Genomic DNA, 25,681 nt, shown 5'->3' with positions numbered 1-25,681 from the left:
GGCTCCACCTGTGTGCTCGGACGTTGGGGGGTGGGGTGGGCCCCGGCGCGCGCGCCCGGGCCCCCCCCGCGGGGCGCGCCGTTAATGCCTGTGTGGGCCGCCCCCGCCCGACTCGGTCGTGCCGATGGGGCCTCAGCTCGCCCAGGGCGGGGTCAGACGGGTGCCATCGGGGAGCTCTGCAGCGAATCCGGCCGGAACGGTCACCACCAGTGCGGCGGGCTCGGACCCGGTGTTGTCCAGGCTGATGGTCGAGCCTGCGGGCGCGATGGCCGCGTCGCCGGGTTCCAGCGCCGACGCCTCGCCGTCGATGTGCAGCGTCACCGCACCCTTGATGACGACGAATGCCTCCTCACGCAGGATCTTGTGGCCCACTCCCACCGTGCCCGGATCGATCCCGGTCTGCCAGACACAGAGTTCGGTGCTGCCTGTCGCGGGGCGGATGTAGGAGGTGAAGCGGGCGTTGTGCATTTCGTGGACCTGGGCTTCGGCGGCACGGATCACCGGCATGTGTTGCTCCCTCATTTAGTCAATTCACTTGACTAGATAGTCAAGCATGTTGACCATATGTGTCAAGATGGAATTCATGACCGGCCTGAAGCCCGCTTCGACACTGCGCCCAGGGCAAGATCTGGCCCTGCTGCTACTCGCCGCGGGCGCAGCGGCGACGGACGCGATCCACAACGGCGTCCAGGCAGCCGGGTTCGACGACGTGCGGCCCACCCATGGGTTCGCGTTTGTGCGGATGGCACCGGACGGCGCGACGGTCGGCGAGCTCGCGGAGCACCTCGCGGTAACCAAGCAGGCGGCTAGTCAACTGGTGGACGAATTAGTGCGCAAGGGATACGCCGAACGCAATCCACATCCCGACGACGCCCGTGCACGGCTGATCACCCTGACCGAACGCGGATGGGCCTGCACGCGCGCGGCCGATGCCGCTGCCGCTGATTTCGCCGCACAATGGGCGGCCATTCTCGGTGATTCCAAGATCACCGAATTACGTAACGAATTGGCCCGCGTTGTAGCCCCAGGAAGGGTGCGCCCGGCGTCCTGGTAGGGGCGAAAACGATAAAGTGTCGTGCGTTACCGTTATATTTACGTGACCTGCATCACATTACGTTTAGGGGCAAACTCCCCGCATACGTAGGGTGTCGACCTGCATGATCTTGGTAATCCAAGATCGAAAAATCCTTGGGTTCACTACTCGTTTACCCTCTGTTAACCAGTCGTGACCATCCTGAGATCAGGTCAAGAACAGACCAACAGTTTGGTTACACCGAGAAGCAATCCACAGCCATTCGGAAACGACCGCAACAGCAAGATGTTCGATCGCGGTCACTGGAGTACCGCGCGGCACCGAAGGTACCGCATTACTCCCCTTTCGATGACAGCGGCACCCGTGGAGCCATTGCCCCGGGTACCCGAGCCGCTTGCACGGGGAACTGAATCCCCGTCTTTCACAACAAAATCCGAAAACCGCATAAGGCCGAATTCGGCGAGCAACTACACCTGACGCCCGCCGTGGATCCGTATTGCCACGCATGCCCGGATCGAACCCCAAGTCCCCGAACAAGGAACCGATTTCGCAATGCTTGACAGACGCTTCTTCACCTCCCACCGTCCCTCGCTCCGTGAAGGCTTCACCTTCGCGGTCGCCGCAGCAGGCCTCATCGCCGTCGCCGCTTCTTCCGCGGTGTCCGTCGCAGACGACAGTGTCCCGTCTCGGGTCGCCATCGTCGCCGAGCAGCAGGCCGCCGCCCCGGTGACCGCCGCCCCGGTGGCCGATGCCGCGGCGCTGCCCGAGCTGCCCGCCCTGCCCGAGGCGCCCGCCCTGCCCGCGCTGCCCGCGCTGCCTCCGATGCCCGAAGTGCTTCCCCCGCCGCCCGCTCCGGTCTACGAGAACAACCTCAACGGCTGGATCCTGCAGTCCCTCGACATCCTGCGCGCCAGGAACATCCCCGGCAGCTACGACGGCATCCACCGCAACATCATCCGCGAGTCCGGTGGCGACCCGCATGCCATCAACCTGTGGGACTCCAACGCCGCTGCGGGCATCCCCTCCAAGGGCCTGCTGCAGGTCATCGACCCGACCTTCGCCGCCTTCCACGTCGAAGGCACCCCCTTCGACATCTGGGACCCGGTCGCCAACATCACCGCGGCCTGCAACTACGCGGCCAACCGGTACGGCTCGATGGACAATGTGAACTCGGCCTACTGATCCGACAGCACGTAAGAACAACGCCTCCCCGGCGATCGCCGGGGAGGCGTTGTCGTCAGCTAGGGTCGACCGGGACCAACCACCACCGATGCGGAATGCGCCATGACCGATTACGCCCACTCCGACTCCGCGTCGAAAAGTCGCGCCGAGAAGGCGCGACGGCTCGCGGGCTATATCTGGGATCGCGGAATCACCGGAGCCGAACTGCTGGCCATGCCTACGACGCTGCGGCGCAAGCTCGCGCGTGCCGCGGCGACGAACCCGCCGAGTACCGACGAGACCTGGGCTGCCGTCGCCCGGCTCCTCGACGACAAGGACGCCTGGGCCGAGCACCATCCGAATCATGCCGCGGCACGGCGCAACCACACCGATGAGAAGCTGATGTGGGTGAAGCCGCCGATCACACCGTGGTGACGACGCTCAGAGATTGAGGCCGGTGCCGCGTTCGGCTTCGACCACCACCTTGTCCGCGAGTGAACGCAGCGCCTTCGCCTCCGCCGGCGTCAGCACGTCGACGAACAGGCGACGGACCAGATCGACGTGATTCGGTGCGGCACGTTCGAGCGCCGCCCGCCCCGCCTTGGTGAGTTCCACCAGGATGCCGCGGGCGTCTTCCTGCGCGGGGCGGCGTTCGACGAGTCCGCGAGCGGCCATGCGACCGAGATGCTTGGAGAGCCTGCTCTTCTCCCAGCAGATCTCCGCACCGAGCTCCTTGGCGCGCAGGCAGCCGTCCGGCGCGGCCGACAGCGGCACCAAGATCTCATAGTCGGCGGGCGACAGGCCGTCCTGGGCGAAGCCCGCTGCCAGCGCCGCGTCCATTCGCTGGCGCAGCCGGATGAAGGCTTGCCAGGTCGTTTGCTCATCATCGCTCAACCATCGGACCACGGGAATTATCTTAGCCAGCCTTTGGTTGACATGGACACCAAACTTGCCAGGAGGTGCCCGTGCCCGCCATCACCGTCCCCGACATCATGGTTCTGCCCCGCCTGCCCAGGCCGACCGAGCCGACGCGCGAGCGTCCGGTGCGCAGCATCAGCACCGCACACAAGCAGCGCGAAGGCAAAGGCTTCGAAGTCCGGCGGCCGTTCCCGAGCATGGACCTGCGCTCGGCAGACCCGTTCATCCTGCTCGACCAGATGGGTCCGGTCGCCTATGAGCCGCATGAGGCCAAGGGCGCACCGTGGCACCCACACCGCGGCTTCGAGACCGTCACCTACATGCTCGACGGCACCATGGTGCACCACGACTCCCACGGTGGGGGCGGCGTCATCAGCGAGGGCGACACCCAATGGATGACCGCGGGGTCGGGCATTCTGCACGACGAGGTGCCGCCGGAAGAGCTGGTCGCCGCCGGCGGCTTGTTCCACGGTGTCCAACTGTGGGTGAACCTGCCGCGTGCGTTGAAGATGGCCACACCGCGCTACCAGGATCTGCGCGGTTCCGAACTGATTGTGGTGAGCTCGCACGACGGCGGTGCGCTGGTGCGACTGATCGCCGGCGAAATCGGCGGATTCGCGGGGCCCGGCTCGACCTACACCCCCATTGCCTATGCACACGCGTCCATCAGCCCCGGCGGACAGCTGAAAACACCATGGCCGCATGATTTTACGGCGATGGCATACGTGTTGTCCGGCAGCGGCACCGTCGGCGCGGAACGTAGGCCGATCGGCGAGGGCCAGCTCGCGGTCTTCGGTCGCGGCGACTCGATCACCGTGTCGGCCGATGCCCGACAACACGATCGGACCGGCGATCTCGAGGTATTGCTGCTCGGTGGCCGCCCCATCAACGAACCCGTCGTCCAATACGGCCCATTCGTGATGAACAGCCGCGCCGAAATCATTCGAGCCGTAGAGGATTTCCAAGCCGGACGAATGGGAAATATCCCGGCCGAGCACGTGGCAGGAAAGCATTTCGGCGCATAGTTGCGGCGTTGCGCGCACAACCTTCGCATGCAGCCCGGTTGACAACGGCGCGGCCCGTCACAACAGTGGATGCGGCGCCTCCCCTCCTTCGGCGCCAATCCACCGCAGCAAACACATAGAGGAATACATGAACGTTCGCCGGCTCACCGTCAGCGCTGCCGTCGCGGGTCTGACCTTCCTTGCGGCGCCCGCCGCCATGGCCGCTCCCACCGGTTCCGCAGGAACAGGATCGTCCGCCATCGACACCGGCTCGGCCGCGACCGGATCGGCAGGCATGTCGCAGACCGGCTCGGCGGGTGGCGCCTTCGCCAACTGCGACGCGGCCCGTGCGGCCGGTCGGGCGCCGATCTTCCGTGGCGAACCCGGTTACGGCCCGCACCTGGACCCCGACGGCGATGGATTCGCCTGCCCGACGGTCTGATAGCCCGAAAAACGAAAACACCCGGTGTGGCAGTGCCACACCGGGTGTTTTCGTTTCCGTCAGCGGAAGATCTTGAGCAGCACCAGCCCGACGACGACAGCGCCCGCACCGATCAGGCTGTACTTCACCTTCGGCTCGTTCAGCTTGGCAAGCACCATGTGCTTGGTGTCGTCTGCGATCCGCTGCGGATCTGCCCGCACGGCAAGTTCGTCGAGCGTGCTCGCGAGCTGTGTCCGCGCGGCCTCGATCTCCCGCTCGATCCGCTCGGTATCCCTAGCCACGTATCTCCTCCTGTGTCTGATTGCCACGAGTCTAGCCATCATCCACGTACTGTCGGGGCCTTCGGTTACCGTGCAAGACGTGACCGACAACCAACCACTCTCCCCCGGCGATACCGCCCCCGATTTCACACTCCCCGATGCCGACGGCAAAGAGGTGTCGCTGTCGGAATACCGCGGCCGCAAGGTGATCGTCTACTTCTACCCCGCGGCTAGCACACCCGGCTGCACCAAGCAGGCCTGCGCCTTCCGCGACAACCTCGCCGAACTCGAAGGCGCGGGCATCGAGGTCATCGGCATCTCACCCGACAAGCCCGCGAAACTGACCAAGTTCCGCGACGCCGAAAAGCTCACCTTCCCGTTGCTTTCGGACCCTGACCGCACCGTGCTCACCGCCTGGGGCGCGTTCGGCGAGAAGATGATGTACGGCAAGACGGTGACCGGGATCATCCGCTCCACCTTCCTCGTGGACGAGGCAGGCAAGATCGAGGTCGCCCAGTACAACGTCAAGGCTGCACATACGACAACAAAGATCGAAAGAATCTTGGGCAAACGAAAGTAGCGCCTCGGCAACCACGACGGCGCGCTCCACATCCATGCTGACCCGGGACTTCCAGGTCTCTCCCGCACGACAGGTGGGTCCTCGGTTGCCGCGCCGTCGGCATCGACGAAGTCGCGAATGATGTCGGCCGCGGCACGACGGATCAGGGACCGGGTGGTGTCACGGCGAGTTGATCGGACCGGCGGCGGCGAAAGTCTCTCGGCGTTTCGCCGTATTCGGATTTGAACGCCGTCGAGAATCCGGCGCTGGTGAATCCGGAGCGTGCGGCCACCTCCCCGATGGAAAGCGGGCCAGGACGCGCCAGCAGATCGCGTGCGGTGCGCAGTGCTTCGGTCCGCCGGAGCTCCCGATAGGTGATGCCGGTCTGGTGCAATACCGACCGCAGTTGGCGGGGTGACCAGCCGAGCGCACGAGCCACCGCGGGCAACCGCACGTCACCGGACCCGATGTTCGCACGCACGAATGCTCTGATGGCATCGACGGTTTCGGCCACATGAGCCTGCTGCGGCCCGATGTCGCCGATGAACATCAGGCACAACAGTTCGGTGATGCGGTCACAGACGGCGTCGAATTCGAGCGTCGTCAGGTTCGATCGCACGGCAAGTGTGGTGGCGAGCATGCTCTCCACGACCCGGCCGAGACCCGATGACATATCGAGCATCGTCTGCGATGCGCCGCGGCTGGGCAGCCGTTGATCGAGCTGCGCGCGGGGGAGCCGTAGCGCGTAGGCCGTCGATCCGGGGAGCAGCACTCGGCAGATTCGGTCCAGCTCGAGGACGAACCCACGATGTGGTGGTACCCGGGTGAGCCGGTCCGGCTCCTGGATGACGTATTCGCCCCGTTTCGGGAACACGATCCAGCAGTGATCGGTCGGACCACCACGCCGGATATGTGAGCGGCTGCGGTTCATCAGGTGGTCGCCGCGCTGCTGTGTGCGCAGCAGGGTGTAGCCCGAGGATTCCTGAACCGTGATCCGAGCCCACCAGTTGGCCGGATCACGGTAGCGGTGGTCCGCCGTCAGGAAATGGTCGGTGACCTCGGTCCACACCTCTGCGCTCGCGATGGTCAGCTCGGAATACTGCATGACGGTTGCGCTGTCGGTCTGATGCTCATCTCCACTGTTCACTCGGTGGTGTTCCGACATAAGTCTGACAGCTTCTCGCCCGGAGGGCGTGCCCGATCAGCCGAGGGTTCGGAGCTGCACCGGCACACAGAGTGGGCCGTTGGTCATGAATTGCGGCGCGTAGGTGATCTCGGCCGGATCGCACGCGAGCCGCAACTGCGGGAACCGGCCGAACAGGGTGGCCAGTGCGATGCGAGATTCCAGCCGGGCCAGATGAGCGCCGAGGCAGAAGTGCGGACCGCGACCGAATGCCAGCTGATCAGAATTATCGCGGTTGATATCGAAGACGTCGGCATCCGAATGCTTCCGCGGATCGCGTCCGACGCCCGCGTACCAGCCCACAATCGCACCCGCGGGGATATCGACACCGGCGATCTGGACATCACGCAAGGCGTACCGGTTGAACATGGCGCAGGCCGCGTTCCGGTAGCGCAAAGTCTCCTCGACGACGTCGGCCCATCGGTCCCCTTCCTTGGCCGCTGCGAGCTGGTCGGGATTGGCGGACAGGGCCACCACCGCATTGCCGAGCAGATGCATCGTGGTCTCGTGTCCGGCCACGATGATGATCCACAGCATTTCGACCAGCTCGGCGTCGGCGAGTCCGTGTTCGCTCTGGGCCCGCACCAGGTCCGAGGTCAGGTCGTCACCGGGATTGCCGTGCTTGTCGCTGACCAGCCCGGTGAGGTAGCCGGCCATTTCCTGCATGGCGGCCTGGGTCTGCTCACCGGTGCTGGTGTGCGATACCAGCGTGGCGGTCCATCCGCGGAACTTCGACTGGTCACCCGCCGGTACGCCGAACAACTCGCAGATCACCCCGACAGGCAGCGGCATTGTGAAGTGCTCGACGAGATCGACCTCCGGCAGGTCGGCGAATCTGTCGATCAGGTCGTCGGTGAGCCGCTGGATGCGCGGTTGGAGTTGGGCAACCCGGACGGGGGTGAATGCGCGGGCGATGGCCCGCCGCATCCGCATGTGGTCGGCGCCATCCTTGTTGAGCAGGTGATCGGCGTCGGTAAGGACACGTAACGGCCAGTCTGCCGGAACGGTCCCGTCGTGCATCACGGGGCAGTTCTTCGCGTTCTTGCTGAAAAGCGTGCCGTCCCCGGCAAGGACCTCCCCGACCGCCTGATGGCTGACCGCCATCCAGGCCCGAACTCCGCCCGGCAGCTCGTAGGGAACGATGGGCCCGGTCCGGATCATCCGGTCGAAGGTGTCGATAACAGATTCTCCAGCGGTGGGCAGCTGAATGAGTGACTCGGTCATGCGGGTCTCCGGTGGCTTGATCGGCCTCTGACGGCGCGTGTCGATGCGTGCTCGACGATTGTGCGGCCGGACGGGTGACCGCATCGACTCGAGCGGAATTCTCTGCCTCGCAGCGAAATCCGCTGTCGCGAATCCAAAATGTCAGCGCACCCTTGGGCACGAACCTGACTGGAGGACATCGCGCCGGCCGGGTTCATCGCGGCAGGCGTCCTGTTCCGGCCGCCGCACCCTGGACCGCACAAGCGAAAGGTCCGACGCTGGCAGCGCCGGACCTTTCCTGGCTTCCACTTGTGATGCAGGGCCGCCTAGGTGGACAGCAGCCGCTGCGACGCCCACTGCAGCATCAGGCGGATGTGGTTGTCCCACCAGTGATAGGACTCGGGCGTGAACGCTGCCGGCGGCGGACTCTCACCCGGGAACAACATCGTGGCGTTCGGTGCGCCGATCTTGGTGGTAGAGGCCGGAATGCCCGTCCCGGGCAGCAACTGTGTCGCGGACTCGGTCTCGGCGACCGACCCCGACGGTGTGAGCGACAGCGGACGATCCTGCTGACCGCTGCCCCATCGCTGCGCCGAGTACTGCGGCGCATCCAGCCCGGCCGCGGTCGGCTCCGACCCGCGTTCGCCGGTCATGGATCCCCGACCTCTGCCCACCGAATCACGAAAGTCGTACACGCCGGGCGCGACCGACGAGCCCGCAGTCGATCCGGTCGCCCATCCGGCTTCGCCGCCGACCACGCGGGTATCCGCGGCTACCCGCGCATCCGCGACGACAGCGCCGGTCGCCGACCGTGCGAAACCGCCCGCCGCGTAGACGCCGCCGACGACCGCTCCACCCGCAAGCACACTGGCCGCCGCGACCAGCGCCACACTGCCACGGCCCTTGTGCACGCTCTCGACCGTTGCACCGGACTCCTGCACGTCGACTATCACCGACAGTGCCGCACCCACCGCGGATGCGGATGCCGCGATATTGCACGGAATCACCGGTGCACCGAATCCGTCCGCCGCGGCGAGCACCGCCGACGCACGCGCACCCGATCCGATCAGCACCACCGCGTCCGGTCTTACCGCGGCCGCTTCGAATTGATCCCAGGCCGCCGTCACCGCCACACCCATCGACTCGGCTGTCGCCGCGCCTCCGGTGTGGCTGTTGGCCGCAAGGACCCTGGTGCGTTTTCGATCGATCAACGTGAACGCCTGATGGCCGGGAACTACCTCGCAGATCAGCAGATCGTCGAATTCGTTCAGCCACGTCATGGCGCCTGCGACCGCGAGGTGCGCGGCCTTGGCCGACACCAACGAGGCCGAGTGCCACTGTCCGGATGCCAACCTGGTGACGATGGCCCGGCGTTCGGCGGCATCGCGGTAAGTGACAGCGACACCGCCGATCTCCTGCTCCGGGCCGAGTTCGGCGGCCAGTACATCCATTGCTGTCTCGACGGCGTCGGCCAGTTCCGCCTTGTTGTCGCCGTACGTCCTTACCACCCGATGAAGCAGCACGCGCTCAGGTAGTCTCTCGCTGGAATCGGCGAGGGCTACCGCGTGAACAGCGCCGCGTTCGGTGGAAACGCCTAGGGTTACCACAGATCGAGCTACCACAGATCACGCCTTCCCAATGTTTTGCCGAGCTCACGAACGGGGTTCTTCCCCGCCTGCGCGGGGGACGCACTGCGCGGTGACGCGGTCAAGATGCACGCAGGCTCGCTTAGGTGTTCGCAGCCACATCCGGCTTTGGATGGGTGGTGAAATGTGACAGTCCTCAACACACAGATGCCGTGCGCGTGTCGCACGTGTGTCCCTACCGCTAGCCTGGATAGGTGGATGTACGCACGGAGACCAGGTCTAAGCGACGTCTGGACCCTGCGCTGGACCTGCAGGACGACCCGCAGGAGCTCATGCCGCGGCGTCGACCGACGCAGGAACGCAGTAAACGCAAGTTCGACGCGCTGTTGCAGGCGTCTCGTGAACTGCTCGTCGAGGTCGGGTTCGAGTCGTTCACCTGCGAAGAGGTGGCAGCGCGGGCAGAGGTGCCGATCGGCACGCTGTATCAGTTCTTCGCCAACAAATATGTCATCGTCTGCGAGCTGAATCGCCAAGACCTCGTTGCCGTTTCCCAGGAACTAGCCGATTTCCACGGCGAGATTCCGTCCCTGGACTGGTTGCGGCACATGAACCAGTTCGTCGACCACTTGGCCAACCTGTGGATGACCGACCCGTCGCGGCGCGAGGTCTGGCTCGCCATGCAGTCGACACCGTCGACGCGGGCCACCGGCGCGATTCACGAGAAGGAATTCGCCGAAGTCATCTCCCGGATGCTGCGGCCGCTGACACCACGCACCCCCCGGTCGCGGCGTTCCATGATGGCCGAGGTGCTCGTGCACGTCGTGTACTCGATGCTGAACTTCTCCGTTCAGGACGAGCAAAGCCATGCCGAGGCCGTCTCCGAGCTCAAGCGGCTGATGGTCGCCTACCTGCTCGTCGCCGAAAAAGAATCCCGCTCCGCCAGCGAGCGCTGATCCGCCTCCCCGAGACTTCAGCGGACCGGTAGGTGCCGCGAGATCGAGCCTCGCGGGCCGGCGGTTGCGTCGTGGGCTGTGTTCTGGGCGTACCCGACGAGTTACCCATGTGCTCGCGAAATCAGTTGTCACCGTTGGTCTACGGCGCTGAGCGCGGCACATGGGTACCTTGCCGATCAGCTATTCGCTTCGCGGCCTTCGATGAGGTCGGCGAGTTCGCCGGGATCTTCCAGGACGACCATGGCGGCGGCGGTGTCGCCGTCGTGGGTCAGCGACAGGTGAACCCTTACACGAGGCAGGAATTCGGCGGCGAGGCCGTGCAGCTTGATGCTCGGCCTGCCCCACGCGTCGTTGACCACTTCGATCAGTGGGTACGGGTTGTCCCCGATCTGCGGGCGGCGGGCGAACCGAGACGATGCCCATGCCTTGAGCACCGCCTCTTTCGCCGCCCACCGTGCCGCGTAACTGCGAGCGGGGTCGGTTCCCTTGCTCTGACAGTAGCGCCGCTCACCCGCGGTGAAACTCTCCCGGAGCATGGTGGTTCCGGACCTTTGTAGCTGTTCGGAGAACTCGGAGATAGTTACCAAGTCCAGGCCGATACCGAGGATCGTCACAGGGGCGAAGCCTACGACTCCGCGCGACCGGCCGCGCGCGAATCATTCGCGACCCGGCCGGTGTTGCAGCCCCAGCCGTCGGCACGGTACGTGCCGTCGGCCGCGAGGCGGGCATCCGCGGACAGCAGCACATCGGCCTCCAGCTGCCGAATCTGCTTGGTGGGCGTGCCATCTGCGCCGAGGCGCCGATCGGCGGGCCGCTCGTACAGTGCGGCGCCACCACACATGGCCTCGGTGAACCGCTGGCGCCCCGCCAGCTGCCGCTCCTGTGCCCGACGCTGGTACTCCGCACGCTGTCCCGGCTCGATCGCCTGGACGAACGCCTCGGGATGCACCACCGCGAGCAGACCCGACACGTGTCCGAAGCCGAGCGAGGTGACCAGACCGGCCTTGAGCGGGAAGCGGTCGCCGAAGCGCAGCGGTTCGCGCGCCCACACCAGGTGCGGGTATGCCTGCATCTTGTCGTCGACGCAGTCCAGGCTGCGGTTCGGCGGAATGACACCCTGTTCGAGCACCTGGCACAGGCCGATGAGCTGGAAGGCCGCCGCGCCGCCCTTGGCGTGGCCGGTCAGGCTCTTCTGCGAGACGACGAACAGTGGTGCGCCCGACGAGCGACCGATCGCATCGGCAAGCCGCTCGTGCAGCTCGGACTCGTTGGGATCGTTCGCCGCGGTCGAGGTGTCGTGCTTGGAGACCACCGCGATGTCGTCCGGACCGACGCCGAGCTTGCGCAGCTCGATGGCGAACCGGGATTCCCGGCCACCGCGGCCCGCGCCGAGCGCGCCGAGGCCAGGTGCCGGAATCGAGGTGTGCACTCCGTCGCCGAAGGACTGTGCCCAGGCCACCACGCCGAGGACCGGGAGGCCCATCTCCACTGCCACGTCACCGCGGGCGAGCAGCACGGTGCCACCACCCTGCGATTCCACGAACCCGCCGCGACGGCGGTCGTTGGCGCGGGAGAAGTACCTGTCGCTGATGCCCTTGGCGCTCATGGCCGCCGAGTCGGCGGTCGCGGACATGTCGCCGAAGCCCTTGATGCCTTCGATGCCGAGATCGTCGAAGCCGCCGGCCACCACCAGTTCGGCCTTGCCGAGCCGGATCTTGTCGACACCTTCCTCGACCGACACCGCGGCGGTCGCGCAGGCCGCTACCGGGTGCACCATCGCACCGTAGCTGCCGACGTAGGACTGAACCACGTGTGCCAGTGCCACATTCGGCAGGGCTTCCTGCAGGATGTCGTTCGGCGTCGGCTCGCCGAGCAGCGAGTCGATGTACAGCGAGCGCATCGCGGACATGCCACCCATACCGGTGCCCTGGGTGTTGGCCACCATCGACGGGTGCACCCAGCGCATCAGTTCGACCGGGCTGAACCCCGAACTGATGAACGCGTCGACGGTGGTGACGATATTCCACAGCGCCACCCGGTCCACCGAACTCGCCATATCGGCCGAGATGCCCCAGATGGTCGGATCCCAGCCGGTGGGGATCTGACCACCGACGGTCCGCGAGATCTTCGCCCGACGCGGCACCCGGATCTCGGTGCCCGCCTTGCGGGTAACGGTCCAGTCGCCGGATTCCGGCGCGGGCACGATCACCGTGTGCTCGGGGTCCGCGGCATGGAAGGAGCGGGCCTCGGCCTCGCTGCCGACGGTGAACGACAGGTCCTGGTCGAGGAACACCGACGTCATCAGCGGCGAGGTGTTGTCGATCATCGCGCCGTCGTCGCCGTAGCGACGCACGCCGCAGCGGGCGACCACCGCGTCGTGGTACTTCTCGGCCAGCTCGGATTCGGGCACATAGTCACCGGACTCGGTGTCGTACCAGCCGGGCTTGGGATCGTTCTCCCACGTGACCATGCCGGTGGTCCAGGCGAGCTCCAGCACGCCTGCGGCCGAGAGTTCGTCCTCGACCTCCATCTCGAACCGGGTGCGCGAGGACCCGTACGGGCCGAGCTCACCGGCACCGACGATGACCACCATGTCGGCGAGATCAGCGGTGACAGTGCCCCATTCGGGGACCGGCAGGGCCGAAGACATGGTCGGCGGCGCAGGCAGCGCGGCAATCGTCGCGACCGAGTCGGCCTCGTCGGTCGTCGCGTCAGCGGCCTCCTGTGCCTGTTTGGCCAGTGCGGGCAGGTCGAGCTTGGCCCGCGCGAGTCCGCCGGTCAGGTCGATCTGCTGGGGGCCTGTCACGGTCACCTGACGAGCCCGGGAAGTGCACCACTTGAGCAGTTCGTCGGCCATATCCGCGGTGGACCAGGTTTGCACTCCGGCCTTTTCGACCGCTTCGACCATCGGATCGTTGTGGCCCATCAGCCCGGTGCCGCGCACCCAGCCGATCAGCGCGTGCACCAGGGTGACCCGCGCCGACCACGACTTCTCGGCCCGCCACTTGGCAACGACCGCGTCGAGCGCCGCCTTGGACTCGCCGTAGGCGCCGTCGCCGCCGAACATGCCCCGGTTGGGCGAACCCGGAAGCACCACATGCAGTTTCGCGTCGACGTCGTGGTCGGCGCCGAGCTTGGACAGTCCGCCGATGAGCTTCTCCACCGACCAGAGCAGAACACGCATTTCCATTTCGGCGCGGGCGCCCGCGTCGGCGAGGTCGCCGGCCACCCGCGGCGCCGCGAACGGCAGCAGCAGGGTCGGGGTCATGGCGTCCTTGGTCTTGATCTTCGCGCCGCCCGCGTTGTCGACCTGCTCAGTGCCGACCCAGTCGATCAGTGCATCGATGTCCTGGTAGGAGGCCATGTTCGCCGGGACGACCCACAGGGCTGCGCCGTGCCTGGCGTTCTCGCGGTAGAGCTTCCGGTAGAAGCCGAGCCGCTCGTCGTTCAGGCCGGAGGTGGTGACGACGACGGTCGCGCCGCCACCGAGCAGCCGTCCCGCGACCGAGGCCGCGATGGATCCCTTGCTCGCACCGGTGATCACGGCGATGTCCGACGACCACAGGCCGGGCTCTTCGGTGCTCAGCGCGGCCTCGGCGATGCGCTCGTACAGCCGGGCGAGCACCGAGCGCGCCTCGTGCTTGGCCCGCTCACGCCACCAGTTCGCCTGTGCGGCAACAGCTTCGCCCGCACCGAGGAATCCGGTGACCGGACCCTCGCCCGAGCCTGCGTCATCGAGTAGCCACAGCTTCGCCAGGTCCTCGCGTGCGGTGGCCCAGCGGTCGTCGATCAGCACCGCCTTGCGTGCGTCGAAGGCCGGGGCGACCAATCGCGGCCAGTCCGAACCGAGCTCCGCCGAGACCAGGTCGATCAGCGAATCGTCGCTCGCCTCCGGCGCCGAAACCTGCTCCGTCAGGCCGAGCTGCTCGAGCACCACCCGAGCGGCCGTGGCCAGCACGCCGTCACGCCCGGTGATCTGCTCGGTGAACTCGCCGAGTGCGGCCGCATCGACCGTGGCACCGCCACCGCCGCCCGCGCTGGGCAGCGATACCGCCACACCACGCCGGGCCGCGACGGCCTGGACTGCGGAGTCGATGGCCGCATCGACCGACGCCGCGTCGCTCAACGCACCGGACACCAGCCCGCCGAGCTCACCGCCGCGGATGCTGGCGCCCTCGCGGGTGCCCAGCGACACCTCCGCGGTCACATGGTTGGCCCAGCCGTCGCCGAGTTCCCAGACCTTCTTGACGCGTTCGGCGATCGCGGCAGGCCGCTTGCCGGACGGGCCGAACACCTTGCGCAGGTGGTCGCCGATGGAATCCGACAGCACCGAGCCGAACGGCTTGTAGGTGCGGGCCAGGCGCTCGACCGTCGCGGACAGCGCACCCATATCGGCGTCCGCCGCGCCGTCGATGGCGCCGAGCGACAGCTCCGAGCCGAGGTCGACGAGCAGCTGGTTGCGTCGGGAGGAGACACCGTCACACAGACCTTCGATGGTGTCGACCGGGCCGATCTGGTCCAGCCGCAGCTTCGTCCACAGTGCGATGAGCACGCGGGTGGCATCGGCCGCGCTGAAGGCGATGTCGTCCGGACGCGGGCCGCCCGAGCTCGGCGCGGGCGCGGCAACCGGCGCGGCGGCAGCAGCCGCGGGCACCGGCGCGGATGCGGTCGGCTCATCGGCAGGCTCGTCGACGGGTGCGGGATCGGTGTCGGTCGAGTAGACGACCCCGGCCTCGCGCTCGATGTTGAGCACCTCCACCGTGGCGGTGGCGAAGGCAGGCAGCTTCAGTGTCTGACTGGCCAGGTTCGCCACCGTCGGGGTGGCGCCGAGGCCGATCTCCACGAAACGCTCCACCCCGAGACCACCGTGCGCGGTGTCGGTGAACAGCAGGTCCTGGGTTTCGATCCAGCGGACCGGACTGGCGAACTGCCACGCGAGCAGCTCGATCAGCACCACTCGGCACAGCTCGGTCGGCCGCGCCGCCCAGCTGTCGAAGTCGGCGAGCACCTCGGCGAGCGGCTCGGAGGGCACCAGATCCGCGATCTCCTGGATGAAGTCCTGCTCCAGCGAGAACGGCTTGGGCACCAGGTTCGGAATGTAGCGACCGAGAAGGATTTCCGGGTGCAGATCCGCGGGCAGCAGCTGCTCGAGCTTCTGCCGGAACTCGGGAACGCCCTGGCGCAGCACGGTGGAGTGGAACGGCACATCGATGCCGGGCACCAGGATGAACGCGCGCTTGCCACCGAATTCCGCACGGCGCCGGTCGATCTCGGTCTCGAGGGCTTCGAGACCGGCGACGGTGCCGGCGATTGCGTACTGCGAGCCACGCAGGTTCAGGTTGACGACCTCGAGGAACTCACCGGTTTGCACACCGATACCGGAGACGAAACCGACGACCTCGTCGTCGGGCAGCCCGATCTGCGAGGGCCGGATGGCGGCCATCCGGTAGTCGCTGCGGCCCTGCGCATCACGCGGCACCAGTTCGTGCATGGCGGAACCGCGCTGGAAGACGACCTCCAGCACCGCCTCCAGCGGCAGTACGCCCGCGACCGCCGCGAGGGCGTTGTACTCGCCGACCGAATGTCCGGCCAGCATGGCGCCTTCGACGTAGGCTCCCGCCTCGCGCAGCTCGGCGACCTGGGCGACCCCGAGCACGGCCATCGCGACCTGCGTGAACTGGGTCAGGTGCAGCACGCCGTCCGGGTGCCGGTGTTCGACACCGCGCGCCTTGAGGTAGGTCGGGTTGTCACGCACGACCGCGAGGATCGAGAAGCCGAGCGCGGCGCGGGTGTGCTTGTCGGCGCGCTCCCAGATGTCCTTGGCGGCCTTGGAGCGGGCGCGGGCATCCAAGCCCATGCCCTTGCGCTGGATACCCTGGCCCGGGAAGGCGTAGACGGTCTTGGGCGCCGCGGTGCGACCGGTCGCGGTCATCACCAGGTCGCCGTCGGTCCGGCAGGACACCTCGATGATCTCGCTACCCGCGTCGACGGCGATCCGCTCGACCCGCACGTCGATCTCCGCACCGGGACGCACCATGCCGAGGAACCGGGTGGTCCACGCCGTCAGCGTCCTGGCAGGCACGGTGGCCGACGGGTCGAGCGCCGACACCGCGTGCTGCGCGGCGGCCGAGAGCCACATACCGTGCACGATCGGGCTGCCGAGGCCGGCGAGCTTGGCGGCGGCGACGCTGGTGTGGATGGGGTTGTGGTCGCCGGAGACCGCCGCGAAGGCGTGCATGGCGCGCGGGGCCACCATCGTGACGTCGCGGCGACGCCTGCGCGAGGTATCGGTGGCCGCATCGGACAAGGTGCCCGCCGCGCGTGGCGGGTCGGTCAGCTCGCCCGCCCCATTGCGACCGCGGATGGCGAAACGTTCGGTCAACGTCGCGAGGGTCGGCATGGACATCCCGGTTTCGGGCTTGTCGAGCATGCCGGTGATCTTCACATGCACCTCGACCACGCGGCCGAGGTCGGTGTCGATGGTCTCGCCCGCCTCGGCGCGGACCACGAGAACGCTGGTTTCGGTGGGCAATTCACCGATCAGCGCAATCTGGTGGTCGAGATGGACCAGGTCGAGCATGCCCTCGATAACGCTGTCGCCGGAGGCGCTGCGCGCCGCGCCGAGCACCGCGAACACGGCGGGCCAGCAGGCGCCGACAAGGACGTCGGGAACGGTACGGCCGAGCGTGCTCAGGGTTGCGGGCAGGCCAGAGCCGGTGACACCCGCATGATCGGCGATGAGATCGGGGGTCCACGCCACATTCAGGTGTGCGACCTTGCCCTTCACCTCCGGCAGCGACTGCCCCGCGGCGACCGCGAGCAACGCGGACATGGCGGCGTCGGCGTCGGCCTCGGTGATGACCGGAGCTCCGCCGTTGAAGGTGGTGACCGGCACGGTGATCCGGATGCGCACAGCGTCGCGCCCCAGCAGCGGCACGCTGAGCTCGAGGTAGGAGTCCTCGACATCCGGTCCGGTCGTCTCGACGAGGGTCGCGCCGGTCGGCCGGTGCAGCGCACCCTTGCCGTCGACGGTCCACTCGGCGATATCGCCGAGCCGGTGCACCGGGTTGATGGTGGTGCGGCCGGACCATTCGACATCCGGAGCGGCGAGCACGGTGTCGATGGCCCCGGAGGTCACGCCTGCAGCGCGGCGGCCGTCGATCGCGACCGGCACCACACCCGCACGGACGAGTGAGTAGGCGGTGTCCTTCTCGAATCGGTCGAGCAGCTCGCCGACCGGCTCGTCGACCCGGGTGATGCCCGCGACGGCCACCGTGCCGGGAATGACGCAGACCTGGTCGGCCGAGTAGCGCGGATCGTGCGCCTGCCACAGTGAATCCGAGCGCCACCAGCGCCGCACGTCACCGTCGACGACCGGGACGAAGTTGACCGGCTTGCCCGGCGTCTTGCACAGCGAGATGAAGAACGGCACATCGGCCGGGTGCAGCAGGGTCTGCTCGGCGACGGGGTAGCGCTGCTTCAGCGTGCACAGCGCCTCGACCGGGCTCTCGAAGGCGTCGTCGGCGGCGAACAGCGTCTCGATCTCGCCGCGGTCGGCCGGGTTGAGCCGAGATTCGGTGCGGCGCACCATGTCCGCGAACCGATCGCGCCAGGTTATGTCCAGCCACACCGAGCGGGTGGCCTCGAGGAAGGCGTCGCCGAGGTCGCTGCCGCAGTCGAAGTCCTTGCGGCGGTCGAGGCCGACGGCGAGTTCCACGTAGCGCTCGAGCCATTCGAGGTAGGTCATCGTGGTCAGGTCGCCGAAGTACGGCTTTGCCGTGGCGTTCAGTGCCGCGATGATCTCGTCGCGGCGCTCGGCGACCGCGTCGGCGTCGCCCGCGACCTCGTCGAGCAGGCGGCCGGTGCGCGAGGCGGCATTGTCGATCTCGTGAATGTCGGCACCCAATTGGCTACGGCCCGAGGCCATGCCGCCGTTGGCGGTGCCCGCACCGACCCAGTCCGGGGTGCCGGGGGTGTCGACCAGCAGCTGCTTCACCTCAGGCGCGGTGGTGGCCTCCAGAGTCGCCATCGCCGCGGTACCGACCAGCACACCGTCCAGCGGCATTACCGGATAGCCGTACGGCACCGCCCATTCGCCGGTGAGGTACTCGGTGGCACGCTCCGGCGTACCGATGCCGCCACCCACGCAGATCACCACATTGTCGCGGTTGCGCAGCTCGGCGTAGGTCGCGAGCAGCAGGTCGTCCAGGTCTTCCCAGGAGTGGTGTCCGCCTGCGCGGCCGCCCTCGATGTGCATGATCACCGGGTAGTTCGGCACCTCGTCGGCGATGCGAAGGACCGCGCGGATCTGGGCCACCGTGCCCGGCTTGAAGGCCACGTGGGAGATGCCGACCTCGGTCAGCTCCTCGATGAGCGCGACAGCTTCCTCGAGCTCGGGGATGCCTGCGGTGACGATGACGCCGTCGAAGGGCGCACCCGCCACCCGAGCCTTCTGCACCAGGCGCTTGCCGCCCAGCTGCAGCTTCCACAGGTACGGGTCGAGGAACAGCGAGTTGAACTGCACCGACCGCCCCGGGTGCAGCAGCGTCTTCAGCTCGGCCACCCGGTCGGCGAAGATCTGCTCGGTCACCTGGCCACCACCGGCGAGTTCCGCCCAGTGGCCCGCATTCGCCGCCGCCGCAACGATTTTGGCGTCGACGGTGGTCGGCGTCATGCCCGCGAGCAGGATCGGCGAGCGGCCGGTCAGCTTGGTGAACGCGGTCTCGACGACGATGCGCCCGTTGGGCAGTCGCACCGGTCGCGGTGCGAACGACGTCCACGCCGCGGCCACCTCGGGCGCGGCGCCGGGCGTCAGCAGTTCGCGCTGGCCCGCGCGTGTCGCGGCGGCGACGGTGCCGACACCCGTGCCCTTGAGCGAGCCACCGGTGAGCCTGCTGAGCAGATCGCCGGGGCCGAGGTCCAGAATCCATTGCGCGTCCGCGGCTACCACGCCATCCACGGTCTCGACCCAATCGATCGGGTCGACCAGGATCTCCTGTGCCAGCGCCCCGGCGAGTTCCGCGTCGATGCCACACTGGGTCGCCCAGCCTGCCACCAGGTCGACCGTGTCGGCCAGCGCCGGGTGATGGAACGCCACGTCCACGGAGATGTCCTCGAAGACCGGCGCGAACACCGCGCCACCACGGGTCTTCGCGTCACGCAAACGGGACTGTTCATCGTGGATCTGTGCGCAGCGCAGGCGCACCCGCTCCAGCTGGGTCGGGGTACCCGACAGCACCGCCCTGCGCCGTCCGTTTCGGATCGACACCACGGCTGCCGCGGCAGGATCCACACCTTCGGATACCTCGGCGACCACAGCGCGCAGCTGCTCAGGGTCCACATTCGACACCGCGACCATGGGCGAGCGCTCGCCGACCGGCATCAGCCCACGCCGCCGTGCGACCAGACCCGCGGCGGCGCCGATCAACTGCGCCATCGCCAGCAGTTCGGCGTCGCGCTGCCCACCGGTCTCCACCGCCGTCGCGGCGAGGCGGCCCTGCGAATGGCCGATGACGGCCACCGGAGGATTCTCGATCAGATCCAGCCCCTGCAGGCGCAGCGCCCGCATCGCCGCGAGCTGTGTCAGCAACACACCCGGCATGGACACCACGGCCGAACGCAACACCTGTTCCGAGGGCGCGGCGGAGGCCTCTGCCTCGTCACCGTCGGCGAGCTCCTCCTCGAGCATCCAGCCGACCGGGTCGAAACCGACCGGTCGTACCACGAGCAGTTGTGCCGCAACGGGTTCCAGCAGCGCGGCCGCCTCGTTGACCAATGCGGTCAGCTCCGGCTCCAGCGCGCTGTCGCGCCCGATCTCCTCCAGCTCACGCAGCCACTGCGCGCCCTGGCCGCCGAAGGCCACAGCGTAGGGCGTGCCGCCGAGCAAACGATCCAGCAGCGGGGACCGTGCCCCACCCGCCTTGGCGGCGGCGGCCACCTTCGCGCTCTGTGCGGTCCCGGCTTCGGTGCTCTCGTTGATCGTCAAGGCGCTTCGACTTCCTTCTCCTGGCGACATGCCCTTGGCGGACACGCCGCTCCCTCCGGTTCGCAGGTGTTCCTCAACCAATGGGCTTGATAAGGGCGAGCTTGGCACAAAATCATGAGGAAATCCTCACGTTTGCTCCGCACCCACTCCTCTACCCCCGAGTATTCGGGTACGGCCGTACCAGAATGCCCGGGAACATGACCTCCCGCATGTTTGAACCCGCTGGTCCACTCGGTTACTAACGCGTAGGAAACATGAGCGCTCCTCATGTTGTCCGTTACTTAATCGTTATAGTCCCAGGTGGGGTTACTGGCGAGTACGCCACGCCCGGGCAGAGCTTCGCGATCGCGGTCGAGCCCGGTAGTCTTTGGACGGTCGTACCATCACGCGCGAGTGGCGAAATTGGCAGACGCGCCAGATTTAGGTTCTGGTGTCCACGGACGTAGGGGTTCAAGTCCCCTCTCGCGCACCACCCACCGCCCCGGTGTCCACAACGGACATCGGGGTGCGTCCTCGGCGAGACCGCTCATCTAGGCGTCACGCACGCTAGAGCAATCCCGCATCCCGCACTACGCGTTCGCCAAAATGCGTTCACGACACTCCGTGCGAATCTCGCCAACACGCGTTCCGGCCCCCGGGTCGATCGCGGACGGTTTCGAGAATCCCGCCCGTTATCCCACCGCAAGCCCCCGCACAGGTGCTGATTCGCAGTCCACGCCGCCACAGCAAACTGTTCGGTTGGCCAATCCTGGTATTGCGCATGGCATGTCGAAGGTCGGAGAGGCGGGTCGGATCAGCGACCGATACTTCTGGGCGAGCCTGCTTCGGTCGCCCACAACTCACCGCGACGCCCGGCGCGGGAACCGCGCGAGATCCCGATTGTCCACGTATGGCGACGATCTATCGTGACGCGGCGTGGCCGCGATCGAAGCCTCGATCGCGGCCGGCCTACTCGGCACACCTACCGGGCAGGTGCCGACTCGAGGAATGGTGTGAGCAGGGGCAGGAGCAGATCGGATCGGTACATGATGTCGTAATGCGTGGTGCCCTGAACTATTTCGAGTCGAGCGCTGCCGGGCTTTGCGGTGTTCAGCCGAGAGACCATATCGGTGACGTGGTCTCGATACAGGGCATCGGATTCGGCGGTCATGACGAGGGCGGGCGCTGTGATCTTCGCCAGTTGCGCGGTCCAGTCGAAATCCTGGGTGAGCAGCTGCTTGGTCTTGGTGACAAGGGCGTTCCAGCCGGCCGGGTCCGGTGCGACGCTGCTGTAGAGCTGGTACATGGGGCTCTCACGCATGGCATCGGGGTTGATGGCGGCGATACCCGCGCGAGTCTCGGGCATCCAGCCGTCGGAACGGTAGGGAGCCGAAGCGATGGCCAGCCGATTGACCAGGTCCGGTGTCCGGGCGGCCACCTGCAAGGCCACGCCGCCACCGAGTGAGTAACCGAACAGATCGGCCTTGCCGAGTTTCAAGTGGGTGATCAGCGCCGCGACATCATCGGCCAACGACTCGTAGCTGATCGGGCCGCCGCGATCGGGGGTGTGGCCGTGGGCCTGCAGATCCACCCCGATGACCTGGCGAGTCTTGGACAGCTCGGGAATGAATGCGCTGAAGGTGGATTCGGCGGTGGAGTACCCGCCATGCAGCAGAATCAACGGCTGCCCGGTGCCGTGCGTCTCGTAGTAGATCCGACTGCCATTGATCTCGGCGTAGCGGCCTTTGCCGTCCGCGGATACCTGATCGGCCGTAGCGGGCCGGGCTTCCGACGTGGACGTGCCGGCTGCGGTGTCGTCGCCGCTACAGCCACTGATCAGTAGGGCGGACAGGGCCACGGCGGTCAAGGCGGCCTGCGACACGATGCGGATTCGCATGGTTCGATCCTCTCGGATGATGAAGGCTACTGGGGCAGGTGCGCTTTGGCGTCGCCATAGTCGCCGGTGGGGGCGTCGGCCTGGGGGCCATAGACCAGATGCACCACGCCGGTGGTGAAGGACTGAGCGGACAGCAGGCGCAACGGGATGGGTGAACCCTCGTCGAACAGGCGCTCACCGGTGCGCAGGGCCAGCGGATGGACGAGCAGGTGCAGCTCGTCGATGAGACCGGCCGCGAGCAGCTGGCGGACGATGGAGACCGAACCGGAAATGGCGATATCGGATCGACCCGGCCCCTGCTTCAGCGCGGCGACCGCCTGGAGCAGTTCGCCTTTCAGCTGTTCGGAATTGCGCCAGACGAACTCGAGCGGCCGATGCGAGACAACAATCTTCCGAGCATCGCCGAACGACCTGGCGAGGGCCGCGTCCCCATCACCCTCGACCTCACGCTGCGGCCAGGCCGCGGCGAAGGATTCGTAGGTGGTACGGCCGAGCAGCAACGTGTCGGCGGCCCCGAGTTGGGCGGCGACAGCGGCTCCCATTTCGTCGTTGAAGTAGGGGAAATGCCAGTCCGCCGGATCGGCGATGACGCCGTCGAGCGAAATGAACAGGCCTGCGGTAATTTTCGACACTATGCAGCTCTTTCAATAATTTGTGTGAGTAAGAAGACAACGGCCGGGCTCAGGCCGCGAATCGTTCTGCGCCGACGAGGAATTCGCCGGAAACCGGGGCAAGGAGTTCGATATTCGGATTGTGGCTCAGCTTCGTCACTTCCTCGTGTCGTGCGTTCGGTAGCACATCGGCAATGGCGCGGGCGGCGGTACGCAGCAGGGCTCCGCTCTTGCCGCCGGAAATGACCAGGGTGGGAACCTCGACGCTCGCCCAATCGTCGGGGCGCAGCGTCTCACCGCGCATATACGGACCCATGATCGCCCAATCATGAGCAGTGGCAGGGGCGGTGGCAAGCAGACCCTTCCAGAAGGGTGTCAAGCGCATGATCGCGGCGAACAAGCGCGGCATGCCCATGGCATTGGCCATGTAGTACCTCACCACATCGGCGCGCCGGTCCGCGGCGATCATCTCGTGCAGCGTCGCAGCCAGATCCGCTGGGGGAACGAAGTTTTCATGGTTCGTGATGAACGGCGGCTCGAAGGCAACCACCTTGGTAATGCCCGGTATCCGCCGCGAGGCGGCGGCCAGCAGCGCCAAGCCCGCGCCCGAGGACCAGCCGAAGATCGCAGCCTTGCCGCCGACCGCCTCGACCAGCGCGGCGAGATCGTCGATCTCGTTCTCGACGTCGTACACGCCGGGCGAATCGGTGCTGTCACCGCGGCCGCGCCGATCGTAATTCACAATCGTGAGCCCGTACTCATCGGCCAATTTCTGGGCCAACTCGACCATTTTGGGAAATTTTCGGTAACTGAATGCTCCACCGACCAGGATCACCGTTCCCGTGTCACCGCCGACGATACGGTCGAACGCTAGATCAATGCCCCCGGGTGTAGTGATGGTCTCCACGTTCATGCCTTTCTCAGCAAATGTCTTCAGCGGCGATGTCCGGCACGCTCACTCATGAAGACGACGGCCCGCTCCGCGATTCACCGCAAGTTCGATGTGATGCATGCCACACGCATCTGTGCGGGTCGCACTGCGATCATCACCAATTGCCAACGGGCGCAACAAGCGGCAATTCCGCAACGCCGGGTGTAGCCAGAGTCAACGATCCGGGGTCCGGCGACCGCGACACCATCCGAGCGGCGCTCCCCAGAGGCATGGAGTACGCCATCGAGTGGAATTCACCGTGTGCCGGTCACTCCGAAACAGCCGCATCGGCGATCGTGTCGAGAAAGGGTTGAACGAGTGGGTTCCGTCCCGCACTCGGCCACATCAGGCCGTAGTCGATCGTCGGCGCGTCGCGGAAGGGGACGAACACCACGCCGGGGCGGGAGTGGAACCGTTCGGCGCGCAGGGAGACAGTACTGACGCCGACACTTTGGCTGACGTGCACGAGGACCTCGGGCCAGAAGTTCGTTGCAGGCCCCTGCGGTATCGGCCGCCCCGACGGGGTCCGGCGCGGGAAGTAGTAGTCCATCCAGTAGCGCGGGATCAGCTCGTCGGCGAGGGTAATCAGTGTCGCGTCGGCGAGATCCTCCATGGACACCGACTCCCGGGCCGCAAACGGATGCCCCTCGGGGACCATCAGTGCCCGCGGTTCGGAGAACATGATCGCCCCGGTAGTGATGTCGGGTTCGGCGATCGGGAATTCGGTGAGCTGAAGATCGACAGCACCCGAACGCATCCGGCCGAGCGGATCGGCCAGCTGGATCTCTTCGATGTCGACGACGGTGTCCGGGTAGCGGATACGGAACAGATCGGTCGCCTGCACGATCAGGTTGCCGCACCAGGGTGCGGAGAAGCCGACCGTGATGGCCCGTTTGACGCTGTTGCCCCGGCTCGCCGCGGTGACGCTCGCGGAGATCTGATCGTATGCGGGTCGTAACTCGTCGCGCAGCTGTTTGCCGAGCGGTGTGAGCGTCACCGTGCGGCTGTTGCGCTCGAACAGTGGTGCGCCGATGTGGCGCTCCAGCTTGCGAATCGTCTGGCTGACCCGGCTCGTTGTCACATGCAGACGCTCAGCGGTCCTGCCGAAATGTAGTTCTTCGGCAAGCGTGAGAAAGGCCTCCAGCTCGTAGCGTTCCAGCATGTGAATTCCTCGTGTCGTGAAGCGTCGCTTTACGTTGCATGTTCTGTTTCGGACTTGTCACCCGCCGGATTGCGCTCGACGCTGGGAGTACCACGCCGCGCGCATCCCGTGCCCGAAGAGGGCCCCGACTGAACGGAGTTCGTCAAGGTGAGCAAAGTCGTTGTCCTACTGGACATGTCCGTGGACGGTATCGCCGGAGATCCGTCGTGGACACGCCCGTTCGTCGATGACGGCTACGTGAAATACCGGCACGGTCAGCTCATGTCGAGCCGAGCGCTGCTCCTCGGCCGCATCACCTACGAGCAGCTGTGTCGCGGATGTCTCGCCCGCAACGAATCCGACGCCTTCACCGCCCGCATGCAACGAATCCCCAAATACATTGTGTCGCGGACGCTGCGGCAGGTCGGCGGCAATTCGGTGCTGCTCGACGGCGATATCACCGAGCAGATCACCAAACTGCGTTCGGAACCAGGTCAGGACCTGTTCGTCTACGGCAGCATCACCCTGGTCGATCACCTGACCACACACGACCTGGTCGACGAACTCAAACTCGTCATCCATCCGATCGTGCGCGGCGGCGCAGGTCGGCGCGTCTTTCCCACGGACACTCCGGCGACCACGTGGCGACTGGCCGGAACGCACACCTTCGACTCCGGCACTGTCATCCTCGATTACCGTCCAGCCCGACGGAGCTGACGACCAGCCGGCGGTTCGGGGAGGTGTTCGTGGGCGGCTGCCGTCTCGCGTACGGCCTCGGCGACGGCCCGGAAGTCTTTGCGCAGAATGTGGGAGTGGTTGCTCGCGACGCGTGCGC

At 66.7% G+C, this 25,681-nt stretch carries 20 protein-coding genes and 1 tRNA gene; 9 read left to right on the top strand and 12 right to left on the bottom strand.

Annotation, left to right across the window (positions count from 1 at the left end):
• Positions 1-132: 132 nt before the first annotated feature.
• Positions 133-507, bottom strand: coding sequence for a cupin domain-containing protein (locus AB0M74_RS34075; protein ID WP_366530425.1), 375 nt, complete (start codon positions 505-507; stop codon positions 133-135).
• A gap of 76 nt (positions 508-583) precedes the next feature.
• Between AB0M74_RS34075 and AB0M74_RS34070 the strand changes: the two genes are divergently transcribed.
• The 3 genes from AB0M74_RS34070 to AB0M74_RS34060 all read left to right on the top strand — a co-directional run bounded on the left by AB0M74_RS34070 (position 584) and on the right by AB0M74_RS34060 (position 2,629).
• Positions 584-1,054 carry a MarR family transcriptional regulator gene (locus AB0M74_RS34070; protein ID WP_366530424.1) on the top strand — a complete coding sequence of 157 codons (471 nt, stop codon included), beginning with the start codon at positions 584-586 and terminating at the stop codon, positions 1,052-1,054.
• Between the two features lie 531 nt (positions 1,055-1,585).
• A complete protein-coding gene (locus tag AB0M74_RS34065; protein ID WP_366530423.1) occupies positions 1,586-2,215 on the top strand; it encodes a transglycosylase SLT domain-containing protein in 630 nt (209 codons plus the stop codon).
• A 102-nt stretch (positions 2,216-2,317) separates the two neighbouring features.
• Positions 2,318-2,629: a hypothetical protein gene (locus AB0M74_RS34060; RefSeq protein ID WP_366530422.1), complete on the top strand. Its 312-nt coding sequence runs from the start codon at positions 2,318-2,320 to the stop codon at positions 2,627-2,629.
• Between the two features lie 6 nt (positions 2,630-2,635).
• Here the strand turns inward: AB0M74_RS34060 and AB0M74_RS34055 are convergent, their stop codons facing one another.
• Complete coding sequence (locus AB0M74_RS34055; RefSeq protein WP_366530421.1) at positions 2,636-3,100, bottom strand: MarR family winged helix-turn-helix transcriptional regulator; 465 nt, start codon at positions 3,098-3,100, stop codon at positions 2,636-2,638.
• Between the two features lie 59 nt (positions 3,101-3,159).
• Between AB0M74_RS34055 and AB0M74_RS34050 the strand changes: the two genes are divergently transcribed.
• Together AB0M74_RS34050 and AB0M74_RS34045 are read left to right on the top strand one after the other, a co-directional pair.
• Complete coding sequence (locus AB0M74_RS34050; RefSeq protein ID WP_366530420.1) at positions 3,160-4,137, top strand: pirin family protein; 978 nt, start codon at positions 3,160-3,162, stop codon at positions 4,135-4,137.
• Between the two features lie 127 nt (positions 4,138-4,264).
• Positions 4,265-4,558, top strand: a complete 294-nt coding sequence (locus tag AB0M74_RS34045) for an excalibur calcium-binding domain-containing protein (RefSeq protein ID WP_328410226.1) — start codon at positions 4,265-4,267, stop codon at positions 4,556-4,558.
• 59 nt (positions 4,559-4,617) lie between these two features.
• Here AB0M74_RS34045 and AB0M74_RS34040 read toward each other — a convergent pair whose 3' ends face one another.
• The gene (locus tag AB0M74_RS34040) at positions 4,618-4,839 is read right to left on the bottom strand and encodes a DUF3618 domain-containing protein (RefSeq protein ID WP_366530419.1); all 222 of its coding nucleotides are present in this window, start codon (positions 4,837-4,839) and stop codon (positions 4,618-4,620) included.
• A gap of 79 nt (positions 4,840-4,918) precedes the next feature.
• On the opposite strand from AB0M74_RS34040, the gene bcp reads away from it, so the two are divergent.
• The gene (gene bcp / locus AB0M74_RS34035; protein WP_366530418.1) at positions 4,919-5,398 is read left to right on the top strand and encodes a thioredoxin-dependent thiol peroxidase; all 480 of its coding nucleotides are present in this window, start codon (positions 4,919-4,921) and stop codon (positions 5,396-5,398) included.
• A 142-nt stretch (positions 5,399-5,540) separates the two neighbouring features.
• Here the strand turns inward: bcp and AB0M74_RS34030 are convergent, their stop codons facing one another.
• The 3 genes from AB0M74_RS34030 to AB0M74_RS34020 all read right to left on the bottom strand — a co-directional run bounded on the left by AB0M74_RS34030 (position 5,541) and on the right by AB0M74_RS34020 (position 9,271).
• Positions 5,541-6,524 carry a helix-turn-helix domain-containing protein gene (locus AB0M74_RS34030; RefSeq protein ID WP_366530417.1) on the bottom strand — a complete coding sequence of 328 codons (984 nt, stop codon included), beginning with the start codon at positions 6,522-6,524 and terminating at the stop codon, positions 5,541-5,543.
• Between the two features lie 54 nt (positions 6,525-6,578).
• Positions 6,579-7,784, bottom strand: coding sequence for a cytochrome P450 (locus tag AB0M74_RS34025; RefSeq protein WP_366530416.1), 1,206 nt, complete (start codon positions 7,782-7,784; stop codon positions 6,579-6,581).
• 305 nt (positions 7,785-8,089) lie between these two features.
• Positions 8,090-9,271 carry a hypothetical protein gene (locus AB0M74_RS34020; RefSeq protein ID WP_366530415.1) on the bottom strand — a complete coding sequence of 394 codons (1,182 nt, stop codon included), beginning with the start codon at positions 9,269-9,271 and terminating at the stop codon, positions 8,090-8,092.
• Positions 9,272-9,681: 410 nt separating this feature from the next.
• On the opposite strand from AB0M74_RS34020, the gene AB0M74_RS34015 reads away from it, so the two are divergent.
• Positions 9,682-10,302 (top strand): TetR/AcrR family transcriptional regulator, encoded by a 621-nt coding sequence (locus tag AB0M74_RS34015; protein ID WP_328412790.1) that lies wholly within the window; start codon positions 9,682-9,684, stop codon positions 10,300-10,302.
• A 176-nt stretch (positions 10,303-10,478) separates the two neighbouring features.
• Here AB0M74_RS34015 and AB0M74_RS34010 read toward each other — a convergent pair whose 3' ends face one another.
• The gene (locus tag AB0M74_RS34010) at positions 10,479-10,916 is read right to left on the bottom strand and encodes a holo-ACP synthase (protein ID WP_366530414.1); all 438 of its coding nucleotides are present in this window, start codon (positions 10,914-10,916) and stop codon (positions 10,479-10,481) included.
• An 11-nt stretch (positions 10,917-10,927) separates the two neighbouring features.
• On the bottom strand, positions 10,928-20,287 hold the full coding sequence (locus tag AB0M74_RS34005) for a fatty acid synthase subunit beta domain-containing protein (protein ID WP_366530413.1): 9,360 nt from the start codon (positions 20,285-20,287) through the stop codon (positions 10,928-10,930).
• A gap of 387 nt (positions 20,288-20,674) precedes the next feature.
• Between AB0M74_RS34005 and AB0M74_RS34000 the strand changes: the two genes are divergently transcribed.
• Positions 20,675-20,759 (top strand) — tRNA-Leu (locus AB0M74_RS34000).
• A 489-nt stretch (positions 20,760-21,248) separates the two neighbouring features.
• On the opposite strand, the gene AB0M74_RS33995 is transcribed toward AB0M74_RS34000, so the two are convergent.
• The 4 genes from AB0M74_RS33995 to AB0M74_RS33980 all read right to left on the bottom strand — a co-directional run bounded on the left by AB0M74_RS33995 (position 21,249) and on the right by AB0M74_RS33980 (position 24,867).
• A complete protein-coding gene (locus tag AB0M74_RS33995; protein WP_366530412.1) occupies positions 21,249-22,163 on the bottom strand; it encodes an alpha/beta hydrolase in 915 nt (304 codons plus the stop codon).
• A gap of 26 nt (positions 22,164-22,189) precedes the next feature.
• The gene (locus AB0M74_RS33990) at positions 22,190-22,795 is read right to left on the bottom strand and encodes a dihydrofolate reductase family protein (RefSeq protein WP_366530411.1); all 606 of its coding nucleotides are present in this window, start codon (positions 22,793-22,795) and stop codon (positions 22,190-22,192) included.
• 49 nt (positions 22,796-22,844) lie between these two features.
• Positions 22,845-23,687 (bottom strand): alpha/beta hydrolase, encoded by an 843-nt coding sequence (locus tag AB0M74_RS33985; RefSeq protein ID WP_366530410.1) that lies wholly within the window; start codon positions 23,685-23,687, stop codon positions 22,845-22,847.
• 286 nt (positions 23,688-23,973) lie between these two features.
• On the bottom strand, positions 23,974-24,867 hold the full coding sequence (locus AB0M74_RS33980; protein ID WP_366530409.1) for a LysR family transcriptional regulator: 894 nt from the start codon (positions 24,865-24,867) through the stop codon (positions 23,974-23,976).
• 147 nt (positions 24,868-25,014) lie between these two features.
• On the opposite strand from AB0M74_RS33980, the gene AB0M74_RS33975 reads away from it, so the two are divergent.
• Positions 25,015-25,563, top strand: a complete 549-nt coding sequence (locus AB0M74_RS33975; RefSeq protein ID WP_366530408.1) for a dihydrofolate reductase family protein — start codon at positions 25,015-25,017, stop codon at positions 25,561-25,563.
• Positions 25,564-25,681 lie beyond the last annotated feature (118 nt).

It is taken from the genome of Nocardia sp. NPDC051463 (assembly GCF_040681975.1).
GTDB lineage: Bacteria > Actinomycetota > Actinomycetes > Mycobacteriales > Mycobacteriaceae > Nocardia.
This window is presented reverse-complemented; position numbering and strand designations above follow the sequence as displayed.